The organism is Pseudomonas sp. EB271-G4-1 (genome assembly GCF_058791355.1).
In genome coordinates, this window is record NZ_JBYTEO010000012.1 from 75,756 (window position 1) to 99,403 (window position 23,648).

The 23,648-nt window shown below is 60.6% G+C and carries 18 protein-coding genes; 13 read left to right on the top strand and 5 right to left on the bottom strand.

What is annotated here, in order from left to right:
• Positions 1 to 59: 59 nt before the first annotated feature.
• On the bottom strand, positions 60 to 1,436 hold the full coding sequence (locus AC3WWR_RS08620; RefSeq protein WP_492598645.1) for an L-serine ammonia-lyase: 1,377 nt from the start codon (positions 1,434 to 1,436) through the stop codon (positions 60 to 62).
• A gap of 438 nt (positions 1,437 to 1,874) precedes the next feature.
• Between AC3WWR_RS08620 and AC3WWR_RS08625 the strand changes: the two genes are divergently transcribed.
• From AC3WWR_RS08625 to choV, 3 genes are all read left to right on the top strand, one after another.
• Positions 1,875 to 2,822, top strand: a complete 948-nt coding sequence (locus AC3WWR_RS08625) for a choline ABC transporter substrate-binding protein (protein ID WP_020796088.1) — start codon at positions 1,875 to 1,877, stop codon at positions 2,820 to 2,822.
• 77 nt (positions 2,823 to 2,899) lie between these two features.
• On the top strand, positions 2,900 to 3,745 hold the full coding sequence (choW, locus tag AC3WWR_RS08630; protein ID WP_020796089.1) for a choline ABC transporter permease subunit: 846 nt from the start codon (positions 2,900 to 2,902) through the stop codon (positions 3,743 to 3,745).
• Positions 3,742 to 4,920: a choline ABC transporter ATP-binding protein gene (gene choV, locus AC3WWR_RS08635; RefSeq protein ID WP_020796090.1), complete on the top strand. Its 1,179-nt coding sequence runs from the start codon at positions 3,742 to 3,744 to the stop codon at positions 4,918 to 4,920. The genes choW and choV overlap by 4 nt, the downstream gene beginning before the upstream one ends.
• A gap of 194 nt (positions 4,921 to 5,114) precedes the next feature.
• Here choV and AC3WWR_RS08640 read toward each other — a convergent pair whose 3' ends face one another.
• Entirely contained in the window at positions 5,115 to 7,055 is a 1,941-nt protein-coding gene (locus AC3WWR_RS08640; RefSeq protein WP_225441959.1) for a BCCT family transporter, read from the bottom strand.
• Between the two features lie 381 nt (positions 7,056 to 7,436).
• Here AC3WWR_RS08640 and betI point away from each other — a divergent pair, with 381 nt between their 5' ends.
• The 9 genes from betI to yccS all read left to right on the top strand — a co-directional run bounded on the left by betI (position 7,437) and on the right by yccS (position 21,168).
• On the top strand, positions 7,437 to 8,030 hold the full coding sequence (betI, locus tag AC3WWR_RS08645; RefSeq protein ID WP_020796092.1) for a transcriptional regulator BetI: 594 nt from the start codon (positions 7,437 to 7,439) through the stop codon (positions 8,028 to 8,030).
• A 62-nt stretch (positions 8,031 to 8,092) separates the two neighbouring features.
• The gene (gene betB, locus AC3WWR_RS08650; protein ID WP_020796093.1) at positions 8,093 to 9,565 is read left to right on the top strand and encodes a betaine-aldehyde dehydrogenase; all 1,473 of its coding nucleotides are present in this window, start codon (positions 8,093 to 8,095) and stop codon (positions 9,563 to 9,565) included.
• Between the two features lie 183 nt (positions 9,566 to 9,748).
• Complete coding sequence (gene betA, locus AC3WWR_RS08655) at positions 9,749 to 11,452, top strand: choline dehydrogenase (RefSeq protein ID WP_432668675.1); 1,704 nt, start codon at positions 9,749 to 9,751, stop codon at positions 11,450 to 11,452.
• A gap of 160 nt (positions 11,453 to 11,612) precedes the next feature.
• On the top strand, positions 11,613 to 13,055 hold the full coding sequence (locus AC3WWR_RS08660; RefSeq protein WP_020796095.1) for a TldD/PmbA family protein: 1,443 nt from the start codon (positions 11,613 to 11,615) through the stop codon (positions 13,053 to 13,055).
• Positions 13,055 to 14,392, top strand: coding sequence for a TldD/PmbA family protein (locus AC3WWR_RS08665; RefSeq protein ID WP_151143619.1), 1,338 nt, complete (start codon positions 13,055 to 13,057; stop codon positions 14,390 to 14,392). The genes AC3WWR_RS08660 and AC3WWR_RS08665 overlap by 1 nt, the downstream gene beginning before the upstream one ends.
• A 172-nt stretch (positions 14,393 to 14,564) precedes the next feature.
• A complete protein-coding gene (gene mdtD, locus AC3WWR_RS08670; RefSeq protein ID WP_151143622.1) occupies positions 14,565 to 15,992 on the top strand; it encodes a multidrug transporter subunit MdtD in 1,428 nt (475 codons plus the stop codon).
• Between the two features lie 105 nt (positions 15,993 to 16,097).
• Positions 16,098 to 17,435, top strand: coding sequence for an ATP-dependent RNA helicase DbpA (gene dbpA, locus AC3WWR_RS08675; protein WP_231989930.1), 1,338 nt, complete (start codon positions 16,098 to 16,100; stop codon positions 17,433 to 17,435).
• A 144-nt stretch (positions 17,436 to 17,579) separates the two neighbouring features.
• Complete coding sequence (locus AC3WWR_RS08680; protein WP_492598646.1) at positions 17,580 to 18,758, top strand: BaiN/RdsA family NAD(P)/FAD-dependent oxidoreductase; 1,179 nt, start codon at positions 17,580 to 17,582, stop codon at positions 18,756 to 18,758.
• 226 nt (positions 18,759 to 18,984) lie between these two features.
• Positions 18,985 to 21,168 carry a YccS family putative transporter gene (gene yccS / locus AC3WWR_RS08685; protein WP_020800870.1) on the top strand — a complete coding sequence of 728 codons (2,184 nt, stop codon included), beginning with the start codon at positions 18,985 to 18,987 and terminating at the stop codon, positions 21,166 to 21,168.
• A 31-nt stretch (positions 21,169 to 21,199) separates the two neighbouring features.
• Here yccS and AC3WWR_RS08690 read toward each other — a convergent pair whose 3' ends face one another.
• The gene (locus tag AC3WWR_RS08690; protein WP_492598647.1) at positions 21,200 to 21,937 is read right to left on the bottom strand and encodes a substrate-binding periplasmic protein; all 738 of its coding nucleotides are present in this window, start codon (positions 21,935 to 21,937) and stop codon (positions 21,200 to 21,202) included.
• Positions 21,938 to 22,191: 254 nt separating this feature from the next.
• On the opposite strand from AC3WWR_RS08690, the gene AC3WWR_RS08695 reads away from it, so the two are divergent.
• Positions 22,192 to 22,644 carry a GNAT family N-acetyltransferase gene (locus AC3WWR_RS08695; RefSeq protein WP_492598648.1) on the top strand — a complete coding sequence of 151 codons (453 nt, stop codon included), beginning with the start codon at positions 22,192 to 22,194 and terminating at the stop codon, positions 22,642 to 22,644.
• 101 nt (positions 22,645 to 22,745) lie between these two features.
• On the opposite strand, the gene AC3WWR_RS08700 is transcribed toward AC3WWR_RS08695, so the two are convergent.
• Together AC3WWR_RS08700 and AC3WWR_RS08705 are read right to left on the bottom strand one after the other, a co-directional pair.
• The gene (locus tag AC3WWR_RS08700) at positions 22,746 to 23,045 is read right to left on the bottom strand and encodes a winged helix-turn-helix domain-containing protein (RefSeq protein WP_020800873.1); all 300 of its coding nucleotides are present in this window, start codon (positions 23,043 to 23,045) and stop codon (positions 22,746 to 22,748) included.
• 58 nt (positions 23,046 to 23,103) lie between these two features.
• On the bottom strand, positions 23,104 to 23,610 hold the full coding sequence (locus tag AC3WWR_RS08705; protein ID WP_020800874.1) for a M48 metallopeptidase family protein: 507 nt from the start codon (positions 23,608 to 23,610) through the stop codon (positions 23,104 to 23,106).
• Positions 23,611 to 23,648 lie beyond the last annotated feature (38 nt).

Below are 23,648 nucleotides of genomic sequence, written 5' to 3' on the forward strand. Positions count from 1 at the left end.
CACAGTGGATTGCATTTCAATGTGGGAGCGAGCCTGCTCGCGAATGGGCCGACTGGATTTCAGCACTCAACCGCGCTGACAGCCAACCCACCCCGCGACGTCTCTTTATACTTGTCATGCATATCGGCCCCGGTATCGCGCATCGTGCGGATCACCCGGTCCAGGGAGATAAAGTGCTGGCCATCGCCGCGCAATGCCATCTGCGCCGCATTGATCGCCTTCACCGCGGCAATCGCGTTGCGCTCGATGCACGGCACCTGCACCAGGCCGCCCACCGGGTCACACGTGAGCCCCAGGTTGTGCTCCAGGCCGATTTCCGCCGCGTTGCACAGTTGTTCCGGTGTGGCGCCCAAAATTTCTGCCAAGCCCGCGGCCGCCATGGCGCAGGCCGAGCCGACTTCGCCCTGGCAACCGACTTCGGCACCGGAGATCGAGGCGTTCTTCTTGCACAGGATCCCGACCGAAGCCGCGCCGAGCATGTAGTCGACGACATTGGCGTCGGTCACGTCCTCGCTGAACTTCATGAAGTAGTGCAGCACCGCCGGGATGATCCCGGCCGCGCCATTGGTTGGTGCCGTGACCATGCGCCCGCCGGCGGCGTTCTCTTCGTTGACCGCCAGGGCGAACAGGTTGACCCACTCCATGGCGCTCAGTGTCGAGCCGATCACGTTAGGCTTGTTCAGCTCCTGCAAGCTGCGATGCAATTTCGCCGCGCGACGGCGCACGTTCAGCCCGCCGGGCAGGATGCCCTCGTGCTTGAGGCCTTGCTCGACGCAATCCTGCATGGCGCGCCACAGGTGCATCAGGCCACTGCGGATTTCCTCTTCGCTGCGCCACACCTTCTCGTTGGCCATCATCAATTCGGCCACGCGCAGGTTGTGCTTTTTACACAACTCCAGCAGCTCGGCAGCGCTGGAAAAATCGTACGGCAGTTCGGTGCGATCCATGTCGACCACCCCGCTGCTGGCTTGTGCCTCATCGACGACAAAACCGCCACCCACCGAATAGTAGGTGTCGCGATGCAACTCGCCGTCATCGCCCTCGACAATCAGGGTCATGGCATTGGGATGGAATGGCAGGTTTTCGTCGATCAGGCGCATATCCCGAGCCCAGATGAACGGCACCGGCTGGCGGCCATCGAGTAACAATGTGTCGGTTTCGCGCAGAGTGGCGATGCGGATGCCGATTTGCGACGGATCGATCGCGTCCGGCCACTCCCCCATCAAGCCCATGATCACTGCGTTGTCGCTGCCGTGGCCGATGCCGGTGGCCGACAGCGAACCAAAAAGCTGTACTTCGACACGCCGAACCTGCTCAAGCTGCCCGCGTTCGCGCAAGCCCTGCACGAACAGCGCCGCGGCCCGCATAGGCCCCACGGTGTGTGAACTGGAAGGGCCGATGCCGATTTTGAACAGGTCGAAAACACTGATAGCCATTACTGCCGGACTCCTGGATGTGCCAACTCCAGGCGCAGAAGCGCCCGGTGACGGAGCTGCTACGCTCAAGCTGCAATCCGTCGTGATGGCCGCATCATCAGGCTTTTATCCTGTCGTTCGACGTCTCACACCGACGCACTCATGTCCACGAACGCCGCGTGTCTTTCACGTCGTGTTTTCGCCGTTTTTTTGCGGCTCAGACGGACAAAAGAGGCTGAAAAAAGCTGTAAACGACGTCACCGACACTGGATGCGACCATCCCTGTACTGGTTACGACGCACCCTGTAGGCGTCAGATTTTCACTGGTACATGATCGTAACGACTCGATTGCAAGGCGCCGTGGTAGAGATGTCTCCAGAACGCCATCCAACCGCAACCTATAAGTGCGGTGGTTCCAGTCGGAAACTACTGCCAAAAAAAACACCAAGGAGTCCATCCATGAAAGGTTCCCCGTCGTTGTTGTTGGCCGCCCTGCTTAGTCTGCCGGTTATGGCGCAAGCCGCCGAACCGGCTCAATGCAGCACCGTAAACTTCTCCGATGTCGGCTGGACCGACATCACCGCAACGACCGCCACCACCAGCGTCGTGCTCAACGCCCTCGGCTACAAGACCAAGACCACCATGATTTCCGTGCCCGTGACCTACAAGTCCCTGGCCGACGGGAAGAACATGGACGTGTTCCTCGGTAACTGGATGCCGACCATGGAAAACGACATCAAGGCCTACCGCGACGCCGGCACCGTGGAAACCGTGCGCACCAACCTCAAGGGCGCCAAATACACCCTCGCCGTGCCACAAGCCCTGTACGACAAAGGGCTGCATGATTTTGCCGACATCGCCAAGTTCAAGAAGGAACTGGACGGCAAGATCTACGGCATCGAGCCCGGCAACGACGGCAACCGCCTGATCCAGAGCATGATCGACAAGAACGCCTTCGGCCTCAAGGACGCAGGCTTCAAGGTCGTCGAATCCAGCGAAGCGGGGATGCTCTCCCAGGTCGACCGCGCACAGAAACGCGACACCGCCGTGGTCTTCCTCGGCTGGGCGCCGCACCCGATGAACAAGCGCTTCAAGATTCAATACCTGACCGGCGGCGACGATTTCTTTGGCCCGGATTTCGGTGCTGCCACCGTGGCGACCAACACCCGCAAGGGTTACGCCGAGGAGTGCAGCAACGTGGGCCAACTGCTGAAAAACCTGGAGTTCACTGTCGACATGGAGAGCGAACTGATGGGCAACATCCTGGACGACAAGATGAAGCCTGACGCGGCCGCCAAGGCCTGGCTGAAAAAGAATCCACAGGTGCTCGATACCTGGCTCGCTGGCGTGACCACCATTGACGGTAAACCAGGCCTGGAGGCCGTGAAAGCCAAACTCGCGCCTTGAATCGGGGAGCATCGCTTATGCCGGGCGGCTCACGCCGTCCGGGCTGTTAATTTCCTTGCATGCGGACGTTCACTACCATGCTGATTGATCAGAAAATCCCTTTAGGCCAGCACATCGCGAGCTTTGTCGAATGGTTGACGCAACACGGCGCCAACACCTTCGACGCCATTGCCGTGACGCTGGAAACGATGATCCACGGCGTGACTTTCGCGCTGACCTGGTTCAACCCGCTGGCACTGATCGGCCTCATCGCCCTCCTGGCCCACTTCATCCAGCGCAAATGGGGGCTGACCGCTTTCGTCATCGCCTCCTTTCTGCTGATCCTCAACCTGGGGTACTGGCAGGAAACCATGGAGACCCTGGCCCAGGTGCTGTTTGCCACCCTGGTCTGCGTGGTCATCGGCGTGCCACTGGGCATCGTCGCGGCGCACAAGCCAATGTTCTACACTTTTATGCGTCCGGTACTCGATCTGATGCAGACCGTACCGACCTTCGTTTACCTCATTCCTACCCTGACCCTCTTCGGGCTGGGAGTGGTGCCAGGCCTGATCTCCACGGTGGTATTCGCCATCGCCGCGCCGATCCGCCTGACCTACCTGGGCATCCGCGATGTCCCGCAAGAACTGATGGACGCCGGCAAGGCCTTTGGCTGCTCGCGTCGCCAGCTACTAACACGGATCGAACTGCCCCACGCCATGCCGAGCATCGCGGCCGGCATCACCCAGTGCATCATGCTGTCGCTGTCGATGGTGGTGATTGCGGCACTGGTGGGCGCCGACGGACTGGGTAAACCGGTGGTCAACGCACTGAACACTGCTGATATCGCCCTGGGCTTCGAAGCGGGCCTGGCGATCGTACTGCTGGCGATCATGCTCGACCGTATCTGCAAACAACCCGACGCGAAAGTAGGGGGTGACGCATGAGCATAATTCGCTTCGAAGACGTCGACGTGATCTTCACCAAGGATCCACGCGAAGCACTGAAACTTCTCGATCAAGGCTTGACCCGCAGCGAGATCCTGAAAAAGACCGGGCAAATCGTTGGCGTCGAAAAGGCCAGCCTGGATATCGAAAAAGGTGAAATCTGCGTGCTGATGGGCCTGTCCGGCTCCGGCAAGTCCAGCCTGCTGCGTTGCATCAACGGTCTCAACACCGTCAGCCGTGGCAAGCTGTTCGTCGAGCACGAAGGCAAGCAGATCAACATCGCGTCCTGCTCCGCCGCCGAGCTGAAAATGATGCGCACCAAGCGCATTGCGATGGTGTTCCAGAAGTTCGCCCTGATGCCTTGGCTGACGGTGCGCGAGAACATCAGCTTCGGCCTGGAAATGCAGGGCCGTCCGGAGAAGGAACGCCGGAAACTGGTCGATGAAAAACTTGAGCTGGTGGGCCTGACCCAATGGCGCAACAAGAAACCCGATGAGCTGTCCGGTGGCATGCAGCAACGTGTGGGCCTGGCCCGTGCGCTGGCGATGGACGCCGACATCCTGCTGATGGACGAACCGTTCTCGGCACTCGACCCGCTGATCCGACAGGGCCTGCAGGACGAACTGCTGGAGCTGCAACGCAAGCTGAGCAAGACCATCGTGTTCGTGAGCCACGACCTCGATGAAGCCCTGAAGCTCGGCAGCCGTATCGCGATCATGAAAGACGGCCGGATCATCCAGTACAGCAAGCCCGAAGAAATCGTCCTCAACCCTGCGGACGACTACGTGCGGACCTTCGTCGCCCACACCAACCCGCTGAACGTACTGTGCGGGCGCAGCCTGATGCGCACCCTGGACAACTGCAAGCGCATCAACGGCTCGGTGTGCCTCGATCCGGGCGGCGATTCGTGGCTTGACCTCGCCGAAGGCAACACCATCAAGGGCGCACGCCAGAACGGTGCGAGCCTGGACCTGCAGAACTGGATTCCAGGCCAGGCGGTCGAAGGCCTGGGCCGTCGGCCGACGCTGGTGGATTCCAACATCGGCATGCGCGACGCATTGCAGATTCGTTATCAGACCGGCAACAAACTGGTGTTGCACGACAACAACAAAGTGGTCGGGATTCTCGGCGACAGCGAGCTGTACCACGCGCTGCTCGGCAAGAACCTGGGCTAAGGCCACAGACACAAAAACGCCGCGAGAGATCGCGGCGTTTTTATTTGTGTGAAATCGGGTAATGCAGCATTGCGGCTGATGACCCCTTCGCGAGCAAGCCCGCTCCCACAGGGGAATGCATTCCAAATGTGGGAGCGGGCTTGCTCGCAAAGAAGGCGACGCGGTGTCACTGAAACACCGCATCAGTTCAGAACTTAGCTATACACCCGGCCAAGAAGCTGGCGATGGCTTTCAAACTGATCGAGCACGTCACGGGTGATCTGATCCTGGGTGAAACCCATCAGGTCGTAGTCCTGGCTACCGTTGTGCAAGTACACCTCGGCGCGGTAGTAACGCTGACGCGCCTCATCGGACTGGGCTGACTCGGTTGGAGTGGCCAGATACCCGTCCAGGCTGACTTCGTAGACAAAAGGGTTGCCCTCTTCCATCTCGACCCGCACTCCCATGCAGCGCTTGGACTTGCCCAGCAGCGTCTGCACTTCGAGGCCTTGGGCACGCATTTGCGTCGTCGCATCCTGCAATGCCGGGCTCACATGCTTATCCATGAAGCGTTGTACCACCGACTGGCTCGGCTGCAGGTCCAGCTGCGTCAAACGCTCGCTGAAGCCACGACGACCGCGCGCTGCCAACTCCGCCTGCTCCTGTTCAATCTGCACGTCCTGGCGCATGGCCTTGTGCAAGCCGAACATGAAGAACACCAACACCACCGAGAACGGCAAGCCGGCCAGAACCACCATGGTTTGCATGGCTTCGAAGTTACCGGCGAACAGCAGGCCGATGGTCACCAGGGTGATCACCACCGACCAGAAGATCCGCAGCCAGTGCGGCGCATCTTCGTCGACGTTACCGCCCTTGCACGACAGGTTGGCCATCATCACCGCACCCGAATCCGCCGGCGTCAGGAACAACACGAAGCCCACGAAAATCGATACACCGATCACCACCTTCGATGCCGGGTAATGCTCCAGCAACTGGTAGATCGCCATGGACGGCTGTTCCAGCGCAGTCTTGCCGAGCTCCACCGCGCCGTGATTCATCACCAGGTCCAGCGCCGAGTTACCGAAAATCGACAGCCACGCCAGGGTGAAACCCAGCGGAATCAGGAGCACGCCAGCAACCATTTCACGCACCGTGCGACCACGGGAAATACGCGCGATGAACATGCCTACGAACGGGGCCCAGGAAATCCACCAGGCCCAGTAGAACAGGGTCCACAGGCCCAGCCAGCGGTCAGACTTCTCACTGTCGCCTTCGTACACATAAAGATCGAAAGTCTTCAGCACCACACCGTTCAGGTAATCACCAACGTTCTGCACGAAGCCGTTGAGCAGGTGCAGGGTCGGGCCGAACAGCAGCACGAAAATCAGCAGACCGCTGAACAGCACGATGTTGAGGTTGGACAGGCGGCGGATGCCGTTTTCCACACCCGACACGGCAGCGATGGTCGCCACGGTGCTCATCACGATGATCACGATCAGCAGGTTGGTGTTGCTGTGCTCCATGCCGAACAGGTTTTCCAGGCCCGACGACACTTGCAGCGAACCAATCCCCAGGTTGGTCACCAGGCCCAGCAGGGTCACGAACATGCCAAAGCCGTCCACCGCATGACCGGCCGCGCCTTTGACCCAACGCTCACCCACCAGCGGGTACAGCGCCGAACGCAGCGCCAGCGGCTGGTTATGCCGGTAGGCAAAGTACGCCACCGCCAGGCCGACCAAGGCGTAGATCGCCCAGCCATGCAGGCCCCAGTGCAGGAACGTCAGCTGCACGGCCTGACGTGCCGCCAGGTTGCTTCCGGCCACGCCTTCCGGCGGGTTGAAATAATGATCCAGCGGCTCGGACGCACCGAAGTACAGCAGCGAGATGCCGATACCCGAGGAGAACAGCATCCCCGCCCAGGCACCGTAGCTGAAGTCCGGGGTGTCGTCCTTGCTGCCCAGCTTGAGCTTGCCGTAGGACGAGAACGCCAGGCCGACCACGAAGATCAGGTAGGCGGCAATCACCACCATGTAGTACCAGCCGAAGCTGCGGGACAACCAGGCTTGCGCCGTACCGAGCAGTCTGCCGGCCTCTTGCGGGGCAATGATCAGAATGGCGGTCAACAACAGAATCAACGCGGTAGAGGTGTAGAACACCCAACCGTTGACCGTCACCTTCTCGGGTGGGGTCTTTATTAGCGAGGCAGAACTCATGGCACAGATGCTCCGGGCAGTGCGAGAGAAGAACGCAAGACAAACGAGGTACCCGACCAATCGCTTAGTGGGCAGCCGACCAGCGGGTGATATAAAGACAACCCGATAAAGCTCGAACCCCCTTTAACGCCGTGGCGCGTGGGTTTCGAGCAATTGCGGAAGTCGTTTTTTTTCGCCGCTACGCGTCGGAAAAATCTGTAGGCAGCGACGATTTGTCGCAGATCTTATTCTTTGTTGATTGAACGTTCAATCAAAACAAAATAGACTGGCCCTCAAACCGATAGACGTCTTGCGTCTGCCGGAAGGCCTAAGGAGATGTGCAAGATGCCCAAGGTCGGTATGCAACCCATCCGTCGCCAACAGTTGATCGAAGCCACCTTGCTGGCGGTCGACCAGGTCGGAATGGGGGACGCCAGCATTGCGCTGATCGCCCGTTTGGCCGGTGTCTCGAACGGCATCATCAGTCATTACTTTCAGGACAAGAACGGCCTGATCGCCGCCACCATGGGGTACCTGATGACCGTCCTGAGCGAGAACGTCACCGCGCGCCGATTGGCGCTGACAGATGACAGCCCGCGGGCGCATCTGCAGGTGATCATCGAAGGCAACTTCGACGCCAGCCAGGTCAACGGCCCGGCAATGAAAACCTGGTTGGCCTTCTGGGCTACCAGCATGCACCAGCCGTCTTTGCACAGGTTGCAGCGGATCAACGATCACCGTCTGTATTCCAACCTGTGCTGCCAGTTCCGCCGCGTGTTGCCGCTTGTCGAAGCGCGCAGTGCGGCCCGTGGCCTGGCAGCGTTGATTGACGGCTTGTGGTTGCGCGGCGCGCTGTCGGGAGATGCTTTCGACACCGAGCAGGCACAACGGATCGCTTACGAATACATGGATATCCAACTGGCCAAGCAGGTGAGTTAGAGCACACATAGAACGCTCGACACCTGCACCGTGCCAATAACCAATGCACTTGCGAGGACTTTATGGCCCGTTTCGAACTGCAAAAACTCTACATCGATGGCGGCTACAGTGACGCTGGCAGCGATGCCACGTTTGAAGCCATCAACCCGGCTAACGGTGAAGTCCTCGCAAAAGTACAACGTGCGACCAAGGAAGACGTCGAGCGCGCCGTGGTCAGCGCCGAAAAGGGCCAGAAAATCTGGGCTGCGATGACCGCCATGGAGCGTTCGCGCATCCTGCGTCGTGCCGTGGACATCCTGCGCGAACGCAACGATGAACTGGCCGCACTGGAAACCCTGGACACCGGCAAGTCGTACTCCGAAACCCGCTACGTCGACATCGTCACCGGCGCTGACGTGCTCGAGTACTACGCAGGCCTGGTACCCGCCATCGAAGGCGAGCAGATCCCTTTGCGCACCACTTCGTTCGTCTACACCCGTCGCGAGCCACTGGGCGTCGTGGCCGGTATCGGCGCGTGGAACTACCCGATCCAGATCGCCCTGTGGAAATCCGCACCGGCCCTGGCCGCCGGTAACGCGATGATCTTCAAGCCAAGCGAAGTCACTTCGCTGACCACCCTGAAACTGGCCGAGATCTACACCGAAGCCGGCCTGCCAGCGGGTGTGTTCAACGTCCTGACCGGCAGCGGCCGTGAAGTCGGCACCTGGCTGACCGAACACCCGCGCATCGAGAAAGTCTCGTTCACCGGCGGCACCGACACCGGCAAGAAAGTCATGGCCAGCGCTTCGAGCTCTTCGCTCAAGGACGTGACCATGGAACTGGGTGGCAAGTCGCCGCTGATCATCTGCGACGACGCCGACCTCGACCGTGCTGCCGATACCGCGATGATGGCCAACTTCTACAGCTCCGGCCAGGTTTGCACCAACGGCACTCGCGTGTTCGTACCGGCGCACCTGAAAGCCGCTTTTGAAGCCAAGATCGTTGAACGTGTTGCGCGCATCCGCGTCGGCAATCCGGAAGATGAAAACACCAACTTCGGCCCGCTGGTCAGCTTCGCCCACATGGAAAGCGTGCTGGGCTATATCGCAAAGGGCAAGGAAGAAGGTGCGCGCCTGCTGTGCGGCGGCGAGCGCCTGACCGAAGGTGAATTCGCCAAGGGCGCGTTCGTCGCACCGACCGTGTTCACCGACTGCACCGATGACATGACCATCGTGCGCGAAGAAATCTTTGGCCCGGTGATGGCGATCCTCACCTACGAGACCGAAGAAGAAGTGATCCGCCGCGCCAACGACACCGACTTCGGCCTCGCCGCCGGTATCGTCACCAAGGATCTGAACCGCGCTCACCGCGTGATTCATCAACTGGAAGCCGGTATCTGCTGGATCAACGCCTGGGGCGAATCCGACGCGAAGATGCCGGTTGGCGGCTACAAGCAGTCGGGTGTTGGCCGTGAGAACGGCATTAGCTCGCTGAACAACTTCACCCGCATCAAATCGGTACAGGTCGAGCTGGGCGATTACGTCTCGGTGTTCTAAGACCCGAGACCTGTATTGCTCGCGAGGGCCTCTTCGCGAGCAAGCCCGCTCCCACAAGGGGCCAGAGGTGGACACAGATCCTGTGTACACCAGAGATCAAATGTGGGAGCGGGCTTGCTCGCGAATCGAGTGCGCAGCACTCGCCGTGGCCTGACCTGACCAACTTTCAAGAGGGTGCATTCAATGTCCCAAGAATTCGATTACATCATCATCGGTGCCGGCTCGGCCGGTAACACCCTGGCGACCCGTCTGACTGAAGATGAAGGCGTCACCGTCCTGCTGCTCGAAGCCGGCGGCCCGGACTACCGCATGGATTTCCGTACGCAGATGCCGGCCGCCCTGGCGTTCCCGCTGCAAGGCCGTCGCTACAACTGGGCCTACGAAACCGATCCAGAACCACACATGGACGGTCGCCGGATGGAATGCGGCCGCGGCAAGGGCCTCGGCGGCTCCTCGCTGATCAACGGCATGTGCTACATCCGTGGCAACGCCATGGATTACGACGGCTGGGCAAAACTGCCAGGCCTCGAGGACTGGTCGTACCTGGACTGCCTGCCGTATTTCCGCAAGGCGGAAACCCGCGACATCGGCCCGAACGACTACCACGGTGGCGACGGCCCGGTCAGCGTGACCACACCGAAAGCCGGCAACAACCCGCTTTTCCACGCTATGGTCGAAGCGGGCGTACAGGCCGGTTATCCACGCACCGAAGACTTGAACGGCTACCAGCAAGAAGGCTTCGGTCCGATGGACCGCACCGTGACGCCCAAAGGCCGTCGTGCCTCCACCGCCCGCGGTTACCTGGACATCGCCAAGAAGCGTTCGACCCTGACCATCGTCACCCACGCCCTGACCGATAAGATCCTGTTCGAAGGCAAGCGTGCGGTCGGCGTGCGCTACCTGGTTGGCTCCGCCGAAGAGCGCGTTGAAGCCAAGGCGCGCAAGGAAGTGCTGCTGTGCTCCGGCGCCATCGCTTCGCCGCAAATCCTGCAACGCTCCGGCGTCGGCCCGGCCGAACTGCTGAAAAAGCTCGACATTCCGGTGGTTCACGACCTGCCGGGCGTCGGTGAAAACCTGCAGGACCACCTTGAGTTGTACCTGCAATACGCGTGCACCCAACCCATCTCGCTGTACCCGTCGCTGCTCTGGTACAACCAGCCGGCGATCGGTGCCGAATGGCTGTTCAACGGCACCGGCATCGGTGCCAGCAACCAGTTCGAAGCCGGCGGTTTCATCCGTACCCGTCCGGAATTCGAATGGCCGAACATCCAGTACCACTTCCTGCCGGTAGCGATTAATTACAACGGCAGCAACGGTGTGAAAGAGCACGGGTTCCAGGCACACATGGGCTCCATGCGTTCGCCAAGCCGCGGGCGCATCCAGGCCAAGTCCAAGGATCCACGCCAGCACCCGAGCATCCTGTTCAACTACATGGCCACCGAGCAGGACTGGCAGGAATTCCGCGACGGCATCCGCCTGACCCGTGAAATCATGCAGCAACCGGCACTGGACGCCTTCCGTGGCCGCGAAATCAGCCCGGGCATCGAAGTGCAAACCGATGAGCAGTTGGACAAGTTCATCCGCGAGCACGCCGAAACCGCGTTCCACCCGTCCTGCTCGTGCAAGATGGGCACCGACGAAATGGCCGTGGTCGATGGCGAGGGTCGCGTGCATGGCATGCAAGGCCTGCGCGTGGTCGATGCCTCGATCATGCCGATCATCACCACCGGCAACTTGAACGCGCCGACGATCATGATGGCCGAGAAAATCGCCGACAAGATCCGTGGTCGCAAGCCATTGCCGCGCAGCAAGGCCAAGTACTACGTAGCAGGCGATGCGCCGGTGAAGGGCAAGCCTGTGCGGGAAGTCAGCGCCACCGCACAGTAAGCCTCCCCCTGATCGTTCCCACGCGCTGCGTGGGAACGATCAATCCCCGCTGACACCGCTCCATCCTTGATCCATCCCCCTCGCAGGCCTACTCTAGCGCCACGCAAATGCTTCACCCTCCCCGCGCAACATCGATGCTCCACACCAAGGAGGTTCCCGAATGTTCGATTTCCACCCCCAGCTCAAGCAGCGCTTTGCTGCCTTGCGCACGGGCGCCGAATTCTTTTCCCTGCGTTATGTGCGAGAGTCCGGCCAGTACCTGTCGGTGCGCAAGAACGTCGCCGAACCGCCGAGCCTGAGCCGCGACGAAGGCGCGATGCTGACCGTGCGAGTCAATGGCGTCGAAGCCTATGCGGCCACCAATGACCTGTCGCAACAGGGCCTGCAAGCCGCCCTCGAACGCGCCGAACAGCAGGCGCGCCGACTCAAGCCCCATGCCCTGCTGGACCTGCGCGAACACGCCGTTTCCAGCGACCGTGCCGACTATTTCTCGCCGACCCTCGACCAGCCTTTCCCCTCCCTGAGCGACTGCTATCAGCTGCTGGGGGCCGAATCCGCCGCCGTGCCCAAGGACGAGCGCTTGGTGAGCTGGCAGGTCAGCCTCGGCATCACCCACGTCGAGCAGATCTACCTCAACAGCGCCGGCGCCGAACTGCGCCAGGCCCAACGCTTCGTCTACCCGGGCCTCGATGTCACCGCCTACGACGGTAACGACAGCCAGACCCGCAGCCTGGGTCGCGAGAATTTCGGCCAGCAGGGTGGCGCGGATGTGATCAGCCGCTGCGGCCTGGTCGGTGCCGGCCCGCTGGTCGCCGATCAGGCGCTGCAACTGCTGCTGGCACCGAACACGCCGCAAGGTCCACGCGATCTGCTGCTGATGCCCGACCAGATGATGCTGCAAATCCACGAATCCATCGGTCATCCGTTGGAACTGGACCGCATCCTCGGCGATGAACGCAATTACGCTGGCACCAGTTTCGTCAAGGCAGAAGACTTTGGCCGCCTGCAATACGGCTCTAAACTTCTCAATGTGACCTTCGACCCCGATATACCCGAACAGCTCGCCAGCTATGGCCATGACGACGACGGCACGGCTGCCAGCAAACAATTCCTGATTCGCGAAGGCCTGTTGCTGCGCCCCTTGGGCGGTGCACTCTCGCAATTTCGCGCGGGCCTGGACGGTGTCGCCAACAGCCGTGCCTGTGGTTGGAACCGCCCGCCGATCGACCGCATGGCCAATCTCAACATCGAACCTGGCGATCAGCCGCTTGCGCAACTGATCGGCAACATCGAGCACGGCATCCTGATGAGCACCAACCGCTCGTGGTCCATTGATGATGCGCGCAACAAATTCCAGTTCGGTTGCGAATGGGGTCAGTTGATTGAAAACGGCGAATTAAAGGGCGTGGTGAAGAACCCGAATTACCGGGCGATTTCCGCGCAGTTCTGGAAAAGCCTCAGCGCGGTCGGCGATGCCAGCACCTTCAAGGTCCTGGGTACGCCCAACTGCGGCAAGGGCGAACCAAACCAGGTGATTCGCGTCGGCCATGCCTCGCCAGCCTGCGTATTCAGCAACGTTGATGTTTTTGGGGGAGACAGCTGATGACTACGTCGAAAGCCCAGGCCGATTCGTTCAAGGCTTTGATCGCCCGATTGCGCGAAGCGTTACGCGAACCGGAACAGTTCACCCTGAGCTACGCCGCCGAATCATCGGCCTTCGTGCGTTTCAACCACGCCAAGGTGCGTCAGGCCGGACAGGTGCAACAGGCCAGCATCGGTTTGAAATTGATCAACGATGGCCGCCACGCCGACCTGCAAATCACCTTGGCAGGCGACCCTGCAGTCGACCATCAGCGTCTGGCCGAAGGTCTGCAACAACTGCGCGAAACCTTGCCTTTGTTGCCCCAGGACCCCTACCTGCTGCTCAATCACAACGGCTGGCAAAGCCAGAACGTGCAGGAGCACCCGCTACCGGACACCGAGCAAGTGGTCGGCGAAATCACCCAGGCCGCCGAAGGACTGGACCTGGTCGGGTTCTATGCGGCAGGGCCGATCAGCCGCGGTTTCGCCAGTTCCGCTGGCGCCTTCGGCTGGCATCAGGCCAACAGTTTCAACTTCGATTTCAGCCTGTTCCATGAAAACGGCCAAGCGGTCAAGGCCAGCTATGCCGGGCACGACTGGAACACCGAAGGCTTTGCCAGACGCTTCCAGCAAGCACGTGAACAGCTGGAATACCTGGGACGGCCGCTGCGCACTTTGGCGCCGGGTCAGTACCGCGCCTACCTGGCGCCCGCCGCGCTGGAAGAAATCATGGGCATGCTGTGCTGGGGCGGTTTTTCGGCGCAGTCGATTGCCAGCAAAAGCAGTCCGCTGCAAAAGCTCTACGGGGGTGATCAAGCATTCAGCCCGTTGGTCTCGCTGGAGGAAAAAGTCAGCGGTTCGCTGAGCCCGGCGTTCTCCGACGAAGGTTATCCGCGCAGCGACCTGGGGTTGATCGTCGAGGGCAAGGCCGGCGCGCAACTCGTGGGCTCACGCAGCGCCGCAGAGTACGGCTTGACCGCCAACGGCGCCAGTGGTGGAGAGTCGCCAACCGCCCTGAACATGCGCGCCGGGGATTTGCCTGAGGCAGAGATACTCGAGCAACTCGGTACAGGCTTGTACATCAGCAACCTGTGGTACCTGAACTTTTCGGATCAACCGGCCGCACGCCTGACCGGCATGACGCGGTTTGCGACCTTCTGGGTCGAAAATGGCAAGATCCAGGCTCCGGTCAGCACCATGCGCTTCGATGACAGCGCCTACAGTTTGCTGGGCTCACAGCTGGAAGCGCTGACCGCGGAACGCGAACTGCTGTTGTCGGCGAGCACCTACAGCCAGCGGGCGACGGCATCGGCGCTGTTGCCGGGGGCGCTTATTAGCCGGTTGACCTTGACCCTGTAAACACAAATCCCCAGCACACAGGGCACCCTGTGGGAGCGGGCTTGCTCGCGAAGGCGGTGGGTCAGTCAACATTGATGTTGAACGTGATGACCTCTTCGCGAGCAAGCCCGCTCCCACAGGGACTGCGACCGACGATGGCCTTGCATTAACAACTTCAACTACAAGAGGTCCCATGCCCAACCGCCCGCCTCTCGATCCTGTCACCGCCCGCTGGGTGCCCTGGGTCGTCGCCATTGCCTTCTTCATGCAGTCCCTGGACGGGACGATCCTCAACACCGCCCTGCCCGCCATGGCCCGCGACCTGGCGGAAGATCCCCTGCGCATGCAGGGCGTAATCATTGCCTACATGCTCACGGTCGCCTTGCTGATCCCCGCCTCGGGCTGGATCGCCGACCGCTTCGGCACCCGCAAAATCTTCTTCGGCGCCATCTTGCTGTTCAGCCTCGGCTCGTTGCTCTGTGCAATGTCGAACACGCTGAGCATGCTGATCGGCGCCCGGGTTATCCAGGGGTTGGGCGGCGCACTGATGTTGCCGGTCGGGCGATTGGTGGTGCTGCGCGCCTACCCGCGCTCGGAACTGGTGCGGATCATGGGCTTCATCACCATCCCCGGCCTGCTCGGGCCGTTGCTCGGCCCGACCATGGGCGGCTGGATGGTGGAATACCTGACCTGGCACTGGATCTTCCTGATCAACCTGCCGGTGGGACTCGTGGGCTGCTACGCCGTGTGGAAATTCATCCCGGACCTGCGCGGCTCCGAGCGTACCCGCTTCGATAGCCTGGGTTTCCTGCTGTTCGGCGCGGCGATGATCCTGATCACCATCGCCATGGAAGGCCTGGGCGAACTGCACCTGCCGCACCTGCGGGTGATGCTGCTGCTGTTCGGCGGCATGGCTTGCCTGGCAGCCTACTGGCTGCGCGCCGGCCACGTTGATAATCCGTTGTTTGCGCCGTCGCTGTTCAAGACCCGGACTTTTGCCGTTGGCATTCTCGGCAACCTCTTCGCCCGGCTCGGCAGTGGCGCCCTGCCGTTCCTCGTGCCGCTGCTGCTGCAAGTGGCGCTGGGTTATTCACCGTCCCAGGCCGGGATGAGCATGCTGCCACTGGCGGCCGCCGCGATGATCGCCAAGTGGGTGGCGCGACCGCTGATCGAACGCCTGGGCTACCGCATCGTGCTGACCGGAAATACCCTGGCGCTGGGGATCATGCTGGCGAGCATGGGCCTGGTCAGCGAGCAGACACCTTACTGGCTGCTGTTGTGCCTGCTGGCAGTTTTGGGGGCGATCAACTCCTTGCAGTTCACCGCGATGAACACCGTGACCCTGATCGACCTCGACGACGCCAGTGCCAGCAGCGGCAATAGCCTGCTGTCGGTGGTGGCGCAATTGTCCCTGAGCCTGGGTGTGGCCTGCGCCGGCGCATTGCTAGGCGGTTTCACGGCAGGGATCGACAATGACGGCGTGGAGACGGTGTTGGGCGCGTTCCAACTGACGTTTGTGACCGTCGGAATCATGGCCATGCTGGCGGCAGCGATCTTTTCCCAACTCTCAAAGGAAGACGGACGGCGCGTCAAGCGTCCGGAAGAGCACATCGAACCTTAGGGCGAATGGCCATCGGGCTGGTACACTGCGCGACATTTTGTTTTGCAGGCCAGTCCCGTGACCACCATCGCCACCGAATTTAATACTTTGCCGCTGTCCGCCGCCATGCTGGCTAACCTCGACTCCCTCGGTTATGCCCAGATGACGCCGATCCAGGCGCAGAGCTTGCCGGTGATCCTCAAGGGGATGGACCTGATCGCCCAGGCCAAGACCGGTAGCGGCAAGACCGCGGCCTTCGGCATCGGCCTGCTGAACCCGATCAATCCGCGCTACTTCGGTTGCCAGGCGCTGATCCTGTGCCCTACCCGTGAATTGGCTGACCAGGTCGCCAAGGAAATCCGTCGCCTGGCCCGTGCCGAAGACAACATCAAGGTCCTGACCCTGTGCGGCGGCGTATCCCTCGGCCCGCAGATCGCTTCGCTGGAACACGGCGCGCACATCATCGTCGGCACCCCGGGACGCATCCAGCAACACCTGCGCAAGGGCTCGCTGGTCCTGCATGGCCTTAACACCCTGATCCTCGACGAAGCCGACCGCATGCTCGACATGGGTTTCTACGACTCCATCGAAGAAATCATCATGCAGGCCCCCGAGCGTCGCCAGACACTGCTGTTCTCCGCCACCTACCCGGTGGGCATCAAGCAGTTGGCGTCGAAATTCATGCGTAACCCGCAGCAAGTGAAGGCCGAGGCGTTCCACGACGACACCCAGATCGAACAGCGCTTCTACGAAATTTCCCCGGACGATCGCATGAGCGCCGTGACCAAGGTGCTGGGCCACTTCCGCCCGGCGTCCTGCGTGGCGTTCTGCTTCACCAAGCAGCAGGTCCAGGAAACCGTCGATCACCTGACGGCCAAAGGCATCTCCGCCGTCGGCTTGCACGGCGATCTTGAACAGCGTGATCGCGACCAGGTGTTGGCGATGTTCGCCAACCGCAGCACTTCCGTACTGGTTGCCACTGACGTCGCCGCCCGTGGCCTCGACATCGACTCGCTGGACATGGTGATCAACGTCGAACTGGCCCGTGATTCGGAAATCCACATCCACCGCGTTGGCCGTACTGGCCGCGCCGGTGAAAAAGGCCTCGCCATCAGCCTGGTCGCACCGTCTGAAGCCCAGCGCGCCCAAGCCATCGAACAGCTACAGAAATCCCCATTGACCTGGGACCAGGTGGACAACCTCACCTCCCAGGGTGGCGGTCCGCTGCTGCCGCAGATGAGCACCCTGTGCATTGCTGCCGGCCGCAAGGACAAGGTTCGTCCGGGCGACATCCTTGGCGCACTGACCGGTGAAGCTGGCATCCCCGGCGCCCAAGTCGGCAAGATCGCGATCTTCGACTTCCAGGCCTATGTGGCAGTGGAGCGCGGTGTCGCCAAGCAGGCCTTGCAGCGCCTGAACGACGGCAAGATCAAGGGCCGCTCGTTGCGCGTGCGCATCCTGTAACAACAACGCATCTACCCCCTGTGGGAGCGAGCCTGCTCGCGAAGACTGAGTGTCAGATAACATTAAGGTGCCTGACACACCGCTTTCGCGAGCAGGCTCGCTCCCACAGTTTGCTTTGTGGTGACACATTTAGAGGACACCGTTTTGCGCTCTACCGAAGTCGTGATCATTGGCGCTGGCGCCGCAGGTTTGATGTGCGCACTGACCGCCGCCGGGCGCGGGCGCAAGGTACTGTTGCTCGACCACGCCAACAAGGCTGGCAAGAAAATCCTGATGTCGGGCGGTGGCCGCTGCAATTTCACCAACATGTACACCGAACCTGGCAACTTTCTCTCGCAGAACGCCCACTTCTGCAAATCCGCACTGGCGCGCTACACCCAGTGGGACTTCATCGGCATGGTGGCCAAGCACGGTGTGCCGTACCACGAGAAAAAGCTCGGCCAACTGTTCTGCGATAACAAGTCCAGCGACATCCTCGAAATGTTGCTCGATGAGTGCAATCAGGTCGGCGCCAGCCTGCATCTGGACACCTCGATCCAGACCATCGAGAAGCTTGAAAAGGGCTATTTGCTGGACACCACTTTGGGGCAGGTTACCTGCGAATCCCTGGTGATCGCCACGGGTGGCTTGTCGATCCCGACCCTGGGCGCCACCGGTTTCGGCTATCAAGTGGCCAAACAGTTCGGTCATGAGTTGCTGCCCACCCGCGCCGGCCTGGTGCCATTCACCATCACCGATCAGCTTAAGGAATTATGCACCGAGCTGTCCGGCACCTCGGTCGATTGCCTGGTCAGCTGCAATGACCAGAGCTTTCGCGAGAACATCCTGTTCACCCACCGCGGTCTCAGTGGACCGGCGATTTTGCAGATTTCTTCGTTTTGGGAATCCGGCGACACCGTCGAAATCAACCTGCTACCCGACCACGACGTACCAAGCTGGCTGCAACAGCAACAAGCCGAACGCCCGAACAGTGAACTGAAAACCCTGCTCGGTGAAATTTTCACCAAGAAGATGGCCAACCTGCTGGCGGACAACTGGTTCGTTTCCAAACCGATGAAGCAGTACACCCACGCCGAACTGGCGAACATTGCCGAAAAGCTGGCGAGCTGGAAAGTCGTGCCGGCAGGCACCGAAGGCTATCGCACTGCCGAGGTGACGTTGGGCGGCGTCGATACCAACGAGGTGTCGTCCAAGACCATGGAATCGCTCAAAAGCCCTGGCCTGTATTTCATCGGTGAAGTGCTGGACGTCACCGGGCACCTGGGCGGCTTCAACTTCCAGTGGGCCTGGGCCTCGGGTTACGCGGCTGCGCAGTACGTCTGACAAACACGAATCAAAACTGTGGGAGCGAGCCTGCTCGCGAATGCAATCTGTCAGCCTCCATTGATGTTGGCTGACCCACCGCTTTCGCGAGCAGGCTCGCTCCCACACTGACTGTGTACTGATCGATAAAGGAACAGATTTTGCTGTCAGATGTGATCGCCGCCATTGCGTCGGCGTCATTACTGGCTCAATTTAGCGTCATTGCCTCGGAAGGCCTTCGCACTTCATGTCATCGACCTCACTCCGTCAGTCTCTGCGCCGCCTTTGGGCACTGGATAAATTCAGCTACAGCGTGCGGGTATTCATCGCCCTGACCGGCACCATGGCCTTGTGCTGGTATCAGGATGAAATGGGGCTGCTGATCCCGTTGTTCCTGGGGATTATCGCCAGCGCCCTGGCCGAAACCGATGACAGCTGGCAGGGGCGCCTCAACGCGTTGGCAGTGACGCTGGTGTGTTTTGCCGTCGCCGCACTGTCGGTCGAACTGCTGTTCCCCTACCCCATACTCTTTATCATCGCCTTCGCCCTGGCCGCCTTCGCCCTGACCATGCTCGGCGCCCTTGGCGAGCGTTACGGGGCGATTGCCTCGGCGACGCTGATTCTTTCGGTCTACACCATGATCGGTGTCGATCAGCGCGGCGGCGCGGTTACCGATTTCTGGCATGAGCCGGTGCTGCTGGTGGCGGGTGCCGCCTGGTACGGGTTGCTCTCGGTGTTGTGGCAGGCACTGTTTTCCAATCAGCCCGTGCAGCAGAGCCTGGCGAAACTGTTCCGGGAGCTGGGTTATTACCTGAAGTTGAAGTCGTCGCTTTTCGAGCCGATCCGGCAGATGGACGTGGAGGCTCGGCGATTGGAGCTGGCCCAGCAGAACGGCCGCGTGGTTGCGGCACTCAACGCCGCCAAGGAAATCATCCTGCACCGGGTGGGCAACGGTCGACCGGGCTCGAAAGTCAGCCGTTACCTGAAGCTGTACTTCCTGGCCCAGGACATCCACGAACGCGCCAGTTCCTCGCACTACCCTTACAACGCCCTGGCCGATGCATTCTTCCACAGCGACGTGCTGTTCCGCTGCCAGCGCTTGTTGCGCCAGCAAGGCAAGGCTTGCCGGGCGCTGGCCGAATCGATCCAGATGCGCCAGCCGTTCACCTATGACGCGAGTTTCGCCGAAGCCCTGGGCGACCTGCACGCCTCCCTCGAACACCTGCGCATTCAGAGCAATCCTGCCTGGCGCGGGCTGTTGCGCTCACTGCGGGCACTGGCTGCGAACCTGGCCACACTTGACCGCCTGCTCAGCGATGCCAGCAACCCCGACACCCTTGCCGACGCCACCGACAGCAGCCTGCTCGACCGCTCGCCGCGCAATCTAAAGGATGTCTGGGTACGCTTGCGCACACAGCTGACGCCGACCTCGCTGCTGTTCCGCCATGCCCTGCGCCTGCCCCTGGCCTTGAGCATCGGCTACGCCATGGTGCACTTGATCCACCCGTCCCAGGGTTACTGGATCATCCTCACGACGCTGTTTGTTTGCCAACCGAACTACGGTGCAACCCGGCGCAAGCTCGGCCAGCGGATCATCGGCACCGCGATCGGCCTGACCCTGGCCTGGGCCCTGTTCGACCTGTTCCCGAACCCGCTGATCCAGTCGAGTTTCGCGATTGCCGCCGGGGTAGTGTTCTTTACCAACCGCACCACGCGCTACACCTTGGCGACGGCGGCGATCACCCTGATGGTGCTGTTCTGCTTCAACCAGGTGGGCGACGGCTACGGACTGCTCCTGCCACGCCTGTTCGATACCCTGCTCGGCAGCCTGATCGCCGGGTTGGCGGTGTTCCTGTTCCTCCCGGACTGGCAGGGTCGTCGCCTGAACAAAGTGCTGGCCAACACCCTGACCTGCAACAGCATCTACCTGCGCCAGATCATGCAGCAATACGCCGCCGGCAAAAGCGACGACCTGGCGTATCGCCTGGCGCGGCGCAACGCTCACAACGCCGATGCTGCGCTGTCGACCACCCTGGCCAACATGCTGATGGAGCCGGGACATTTCCGTAAGGAAGCGGATGTCGGGTTCCGCTTCCTGGTGTTGTCGCACACCTTGCTCAGTTATTTGTCCGGGCTGGGCGCGCATCGGGAAACCCAATTACCGCAGGATGTACGCGAACACCTGATCGAAGGCGCGGGAGTGAAACTGGCCGCCAGCATCGATGAAATTGCCCAAGGCCTGGCGAGTAAATCCGCCATTGCCATTCAGAGCGATGAGGAGGAAGCGTTGGCCAATACGCTCGAGCAGATGCCCGATGAAATCGACGAGGGCCAGCGATTGGTGCAGACGCAACTGGCGTTGATCTGCCGGCAGTTGGGGCCATTGCGTACGCTGGCGGCGCATTTGATCAAGGACACCAGCGAAGATTGAGAGCGGTGGTGCCCGGACCAACAGCCACCGCCTACATGCCGTGTCGCTTCATCAGCCGCGCATAACTGCCGTCGGCCTTCATTGCCGCAATGGCGCGGTCAAAACCGGCGACAATCTGCTCATGCTGCGGATTCTTCAGGCTGACCAAAATGTGCAGGCCGTTCTCGCTCAGCGGTTTGGGCAAGAACTCCACGGCGTTACGGACTTTGGGAGATTCGCGGGCCAGGTAGTAACGAGCGACGTATTCGTCTTCCAGGGTCAACTTGACCCTGTCGGCAGCAACCATGCGTACGGCCATGGCGAAGTTATGTACCGGAATCTTCTGCAATGAAACATCTTGATCGAAGGCTTGAGAATAGGCGTAGCCACGCACCACCGAAATCGGATAGGTGTATAGCTGCTGCAAATTGCTGAATTCGATGGGTACATCCTTACGCTTGAGAAAACGCACGCGATTGATCAGGTACTCGCCCGAAAACTGGCCGAGCCGTGTGCGTTCCTCATCGAACCAGGCATTGACCAGAACGTCATAGCGACCCTCGCCCACCCCCAGCAACGCCCGCGCCCAAGGCACCTGCTCGAAATCACTGGCATAGCCGGCTCGGGCCAAGGCGGTATTGACAATATCCGTGGCCAACCCACCGTTGTACAACGTGGCGTCGGTGAAAGGAGGCCAGGCGTCCGCCACCAGCCGCAACTTTTCTGCTGCCACCGCGTTAGTCAGCAACAGCAATCCAAACAAGGCAAAGGCTCGATGCAAACGCGGCATGCCAGAAAATCCTCAGCGGGCGGCTGCCCGACATGTTTTCAGCGAAAACGCCAAGACTCCGTACCGGCACCCCCAGGCACTCGATGTCAGCTCGTTGCAGCACTGCACATCGCTCCGTTTCAGATTACACAAAGAAGACAGCACCGCGATAAATGAATGATGGCATTTTGGTCTTTGTCACAGATTACTACGCCATGGAGACATCTATCGTCCAGGCGCCTAGTATCACAAGGACGTTTTCAGGGAATCGGCACATGACAATCAACTGGGTCTGCAAACACCACAGCGATCTGGGCAAAGAGCAGCTGTATGCCATTTTGCAACTGCGCGCCGAGGTGTTCGTCGTGGAGCAGAAATGCATTTATCAGGACATCGATGGCCAGGACCTGGAGGGCGACACCTGTCATTTGATGGCCTGGGACGAAGATCGGCTGGTGGCCTACCTGCGCCTGCTCGATCCCGAGCTACAGGGCGGCGATGTCGTAATCGGCCGCGTGATCATTGCGCCACAGGCGCGAGGCACCGGGCTGGGTCATGAAATGATGGCCCAGGCGCTGAAGCAGATTGAGAAGCGTTGGTCTGAGATGCCGGTCTATCTCTCGGCCCAGGTGCATTTGCAGGGGTATTACGGGCGGTACGGGTTTGAAGTCGCGGGCGAGGTGTATGTCGAGGACGGGATTCCACATATCGGTATGCGTCGTTCGTAAGGGCTCCTTTCGCGAGCAGGCCCACAGATCTTTGTCATGCCGAAGATCTACTGTGGGAGCGGGCTTGCTCGCGAAGGCGTCAGATCAAACACCGTAGAAACTCAGGGATACTCCAGCACCGCCTTGATCTGCCGAAGGTTACGCTCGATCCAGCCGCGATCGATTGCTCCCCACCCGCGAATCCGATAGCGCCCGGCGTGGTTGCGCGCGCCTTCTTCCTGTTCGAACTCGCAAACGATATCCAGATCCGCCAGGGCGGCGATGGTGTCCTGGGCTGTCCGCCGGGGCATCCCGGTGACTTCGGTCAATGCCGGAACGCTGCTGGCCAGGCCGCTGTCGATCAGGTATGCCACGTACAGGCGGCGGTAGAAGCTGCTCTTGGTCTTGCTTACGTCTGTCACGTTTGCTCCTGTTAAGATCAAAAGATCGTCCGATCGCGGCCCGAACCTGCGGCAGATCCTACACGCCTGTAGCCACCGGCATATCCCGCCAGGTCAGGTACACCCGAACATCGAATTCCACCTGGTGATACCCGGGCAACATGTGCTCGCACAACTTGTAGAATGCCTTGTTGTGGTCGGACTCCTTGAAGTGCGCCAGTTCATGCACCACGATCATTTTAAGAAATTCCGACGGCGCCTCCTTGAACAATGAGGCAATGCGGATTTCTTTCTTGGCCTTGAGCTTGCCACCTTGCACCCGGGAGATCGTGGTGTGCAGGCCAAGTGCACGATGGGTCAGGTCCAGACGGTTGTCGAAGAGCACTTTGTCGATGGAGGGGGCGTTACGCAGGTATTCCTGCTTGAGGTCCAGCGCGTAGGCATACAGCGCTTTGTCGCTCTGCACCGCATGCTTTTGCGGATAGCGTTGGTTCAGGTAATCGCCCAGCCGGCCTTCGGCGATCAACTGGCGCACTTGGTCCTGCAAAGTAGCCGGATAGGCCTGGAGGTACTTCAACGCAGTCATCGGAGCAGCAACGCAAATCAGCAAAAGGTAGCCAGTGT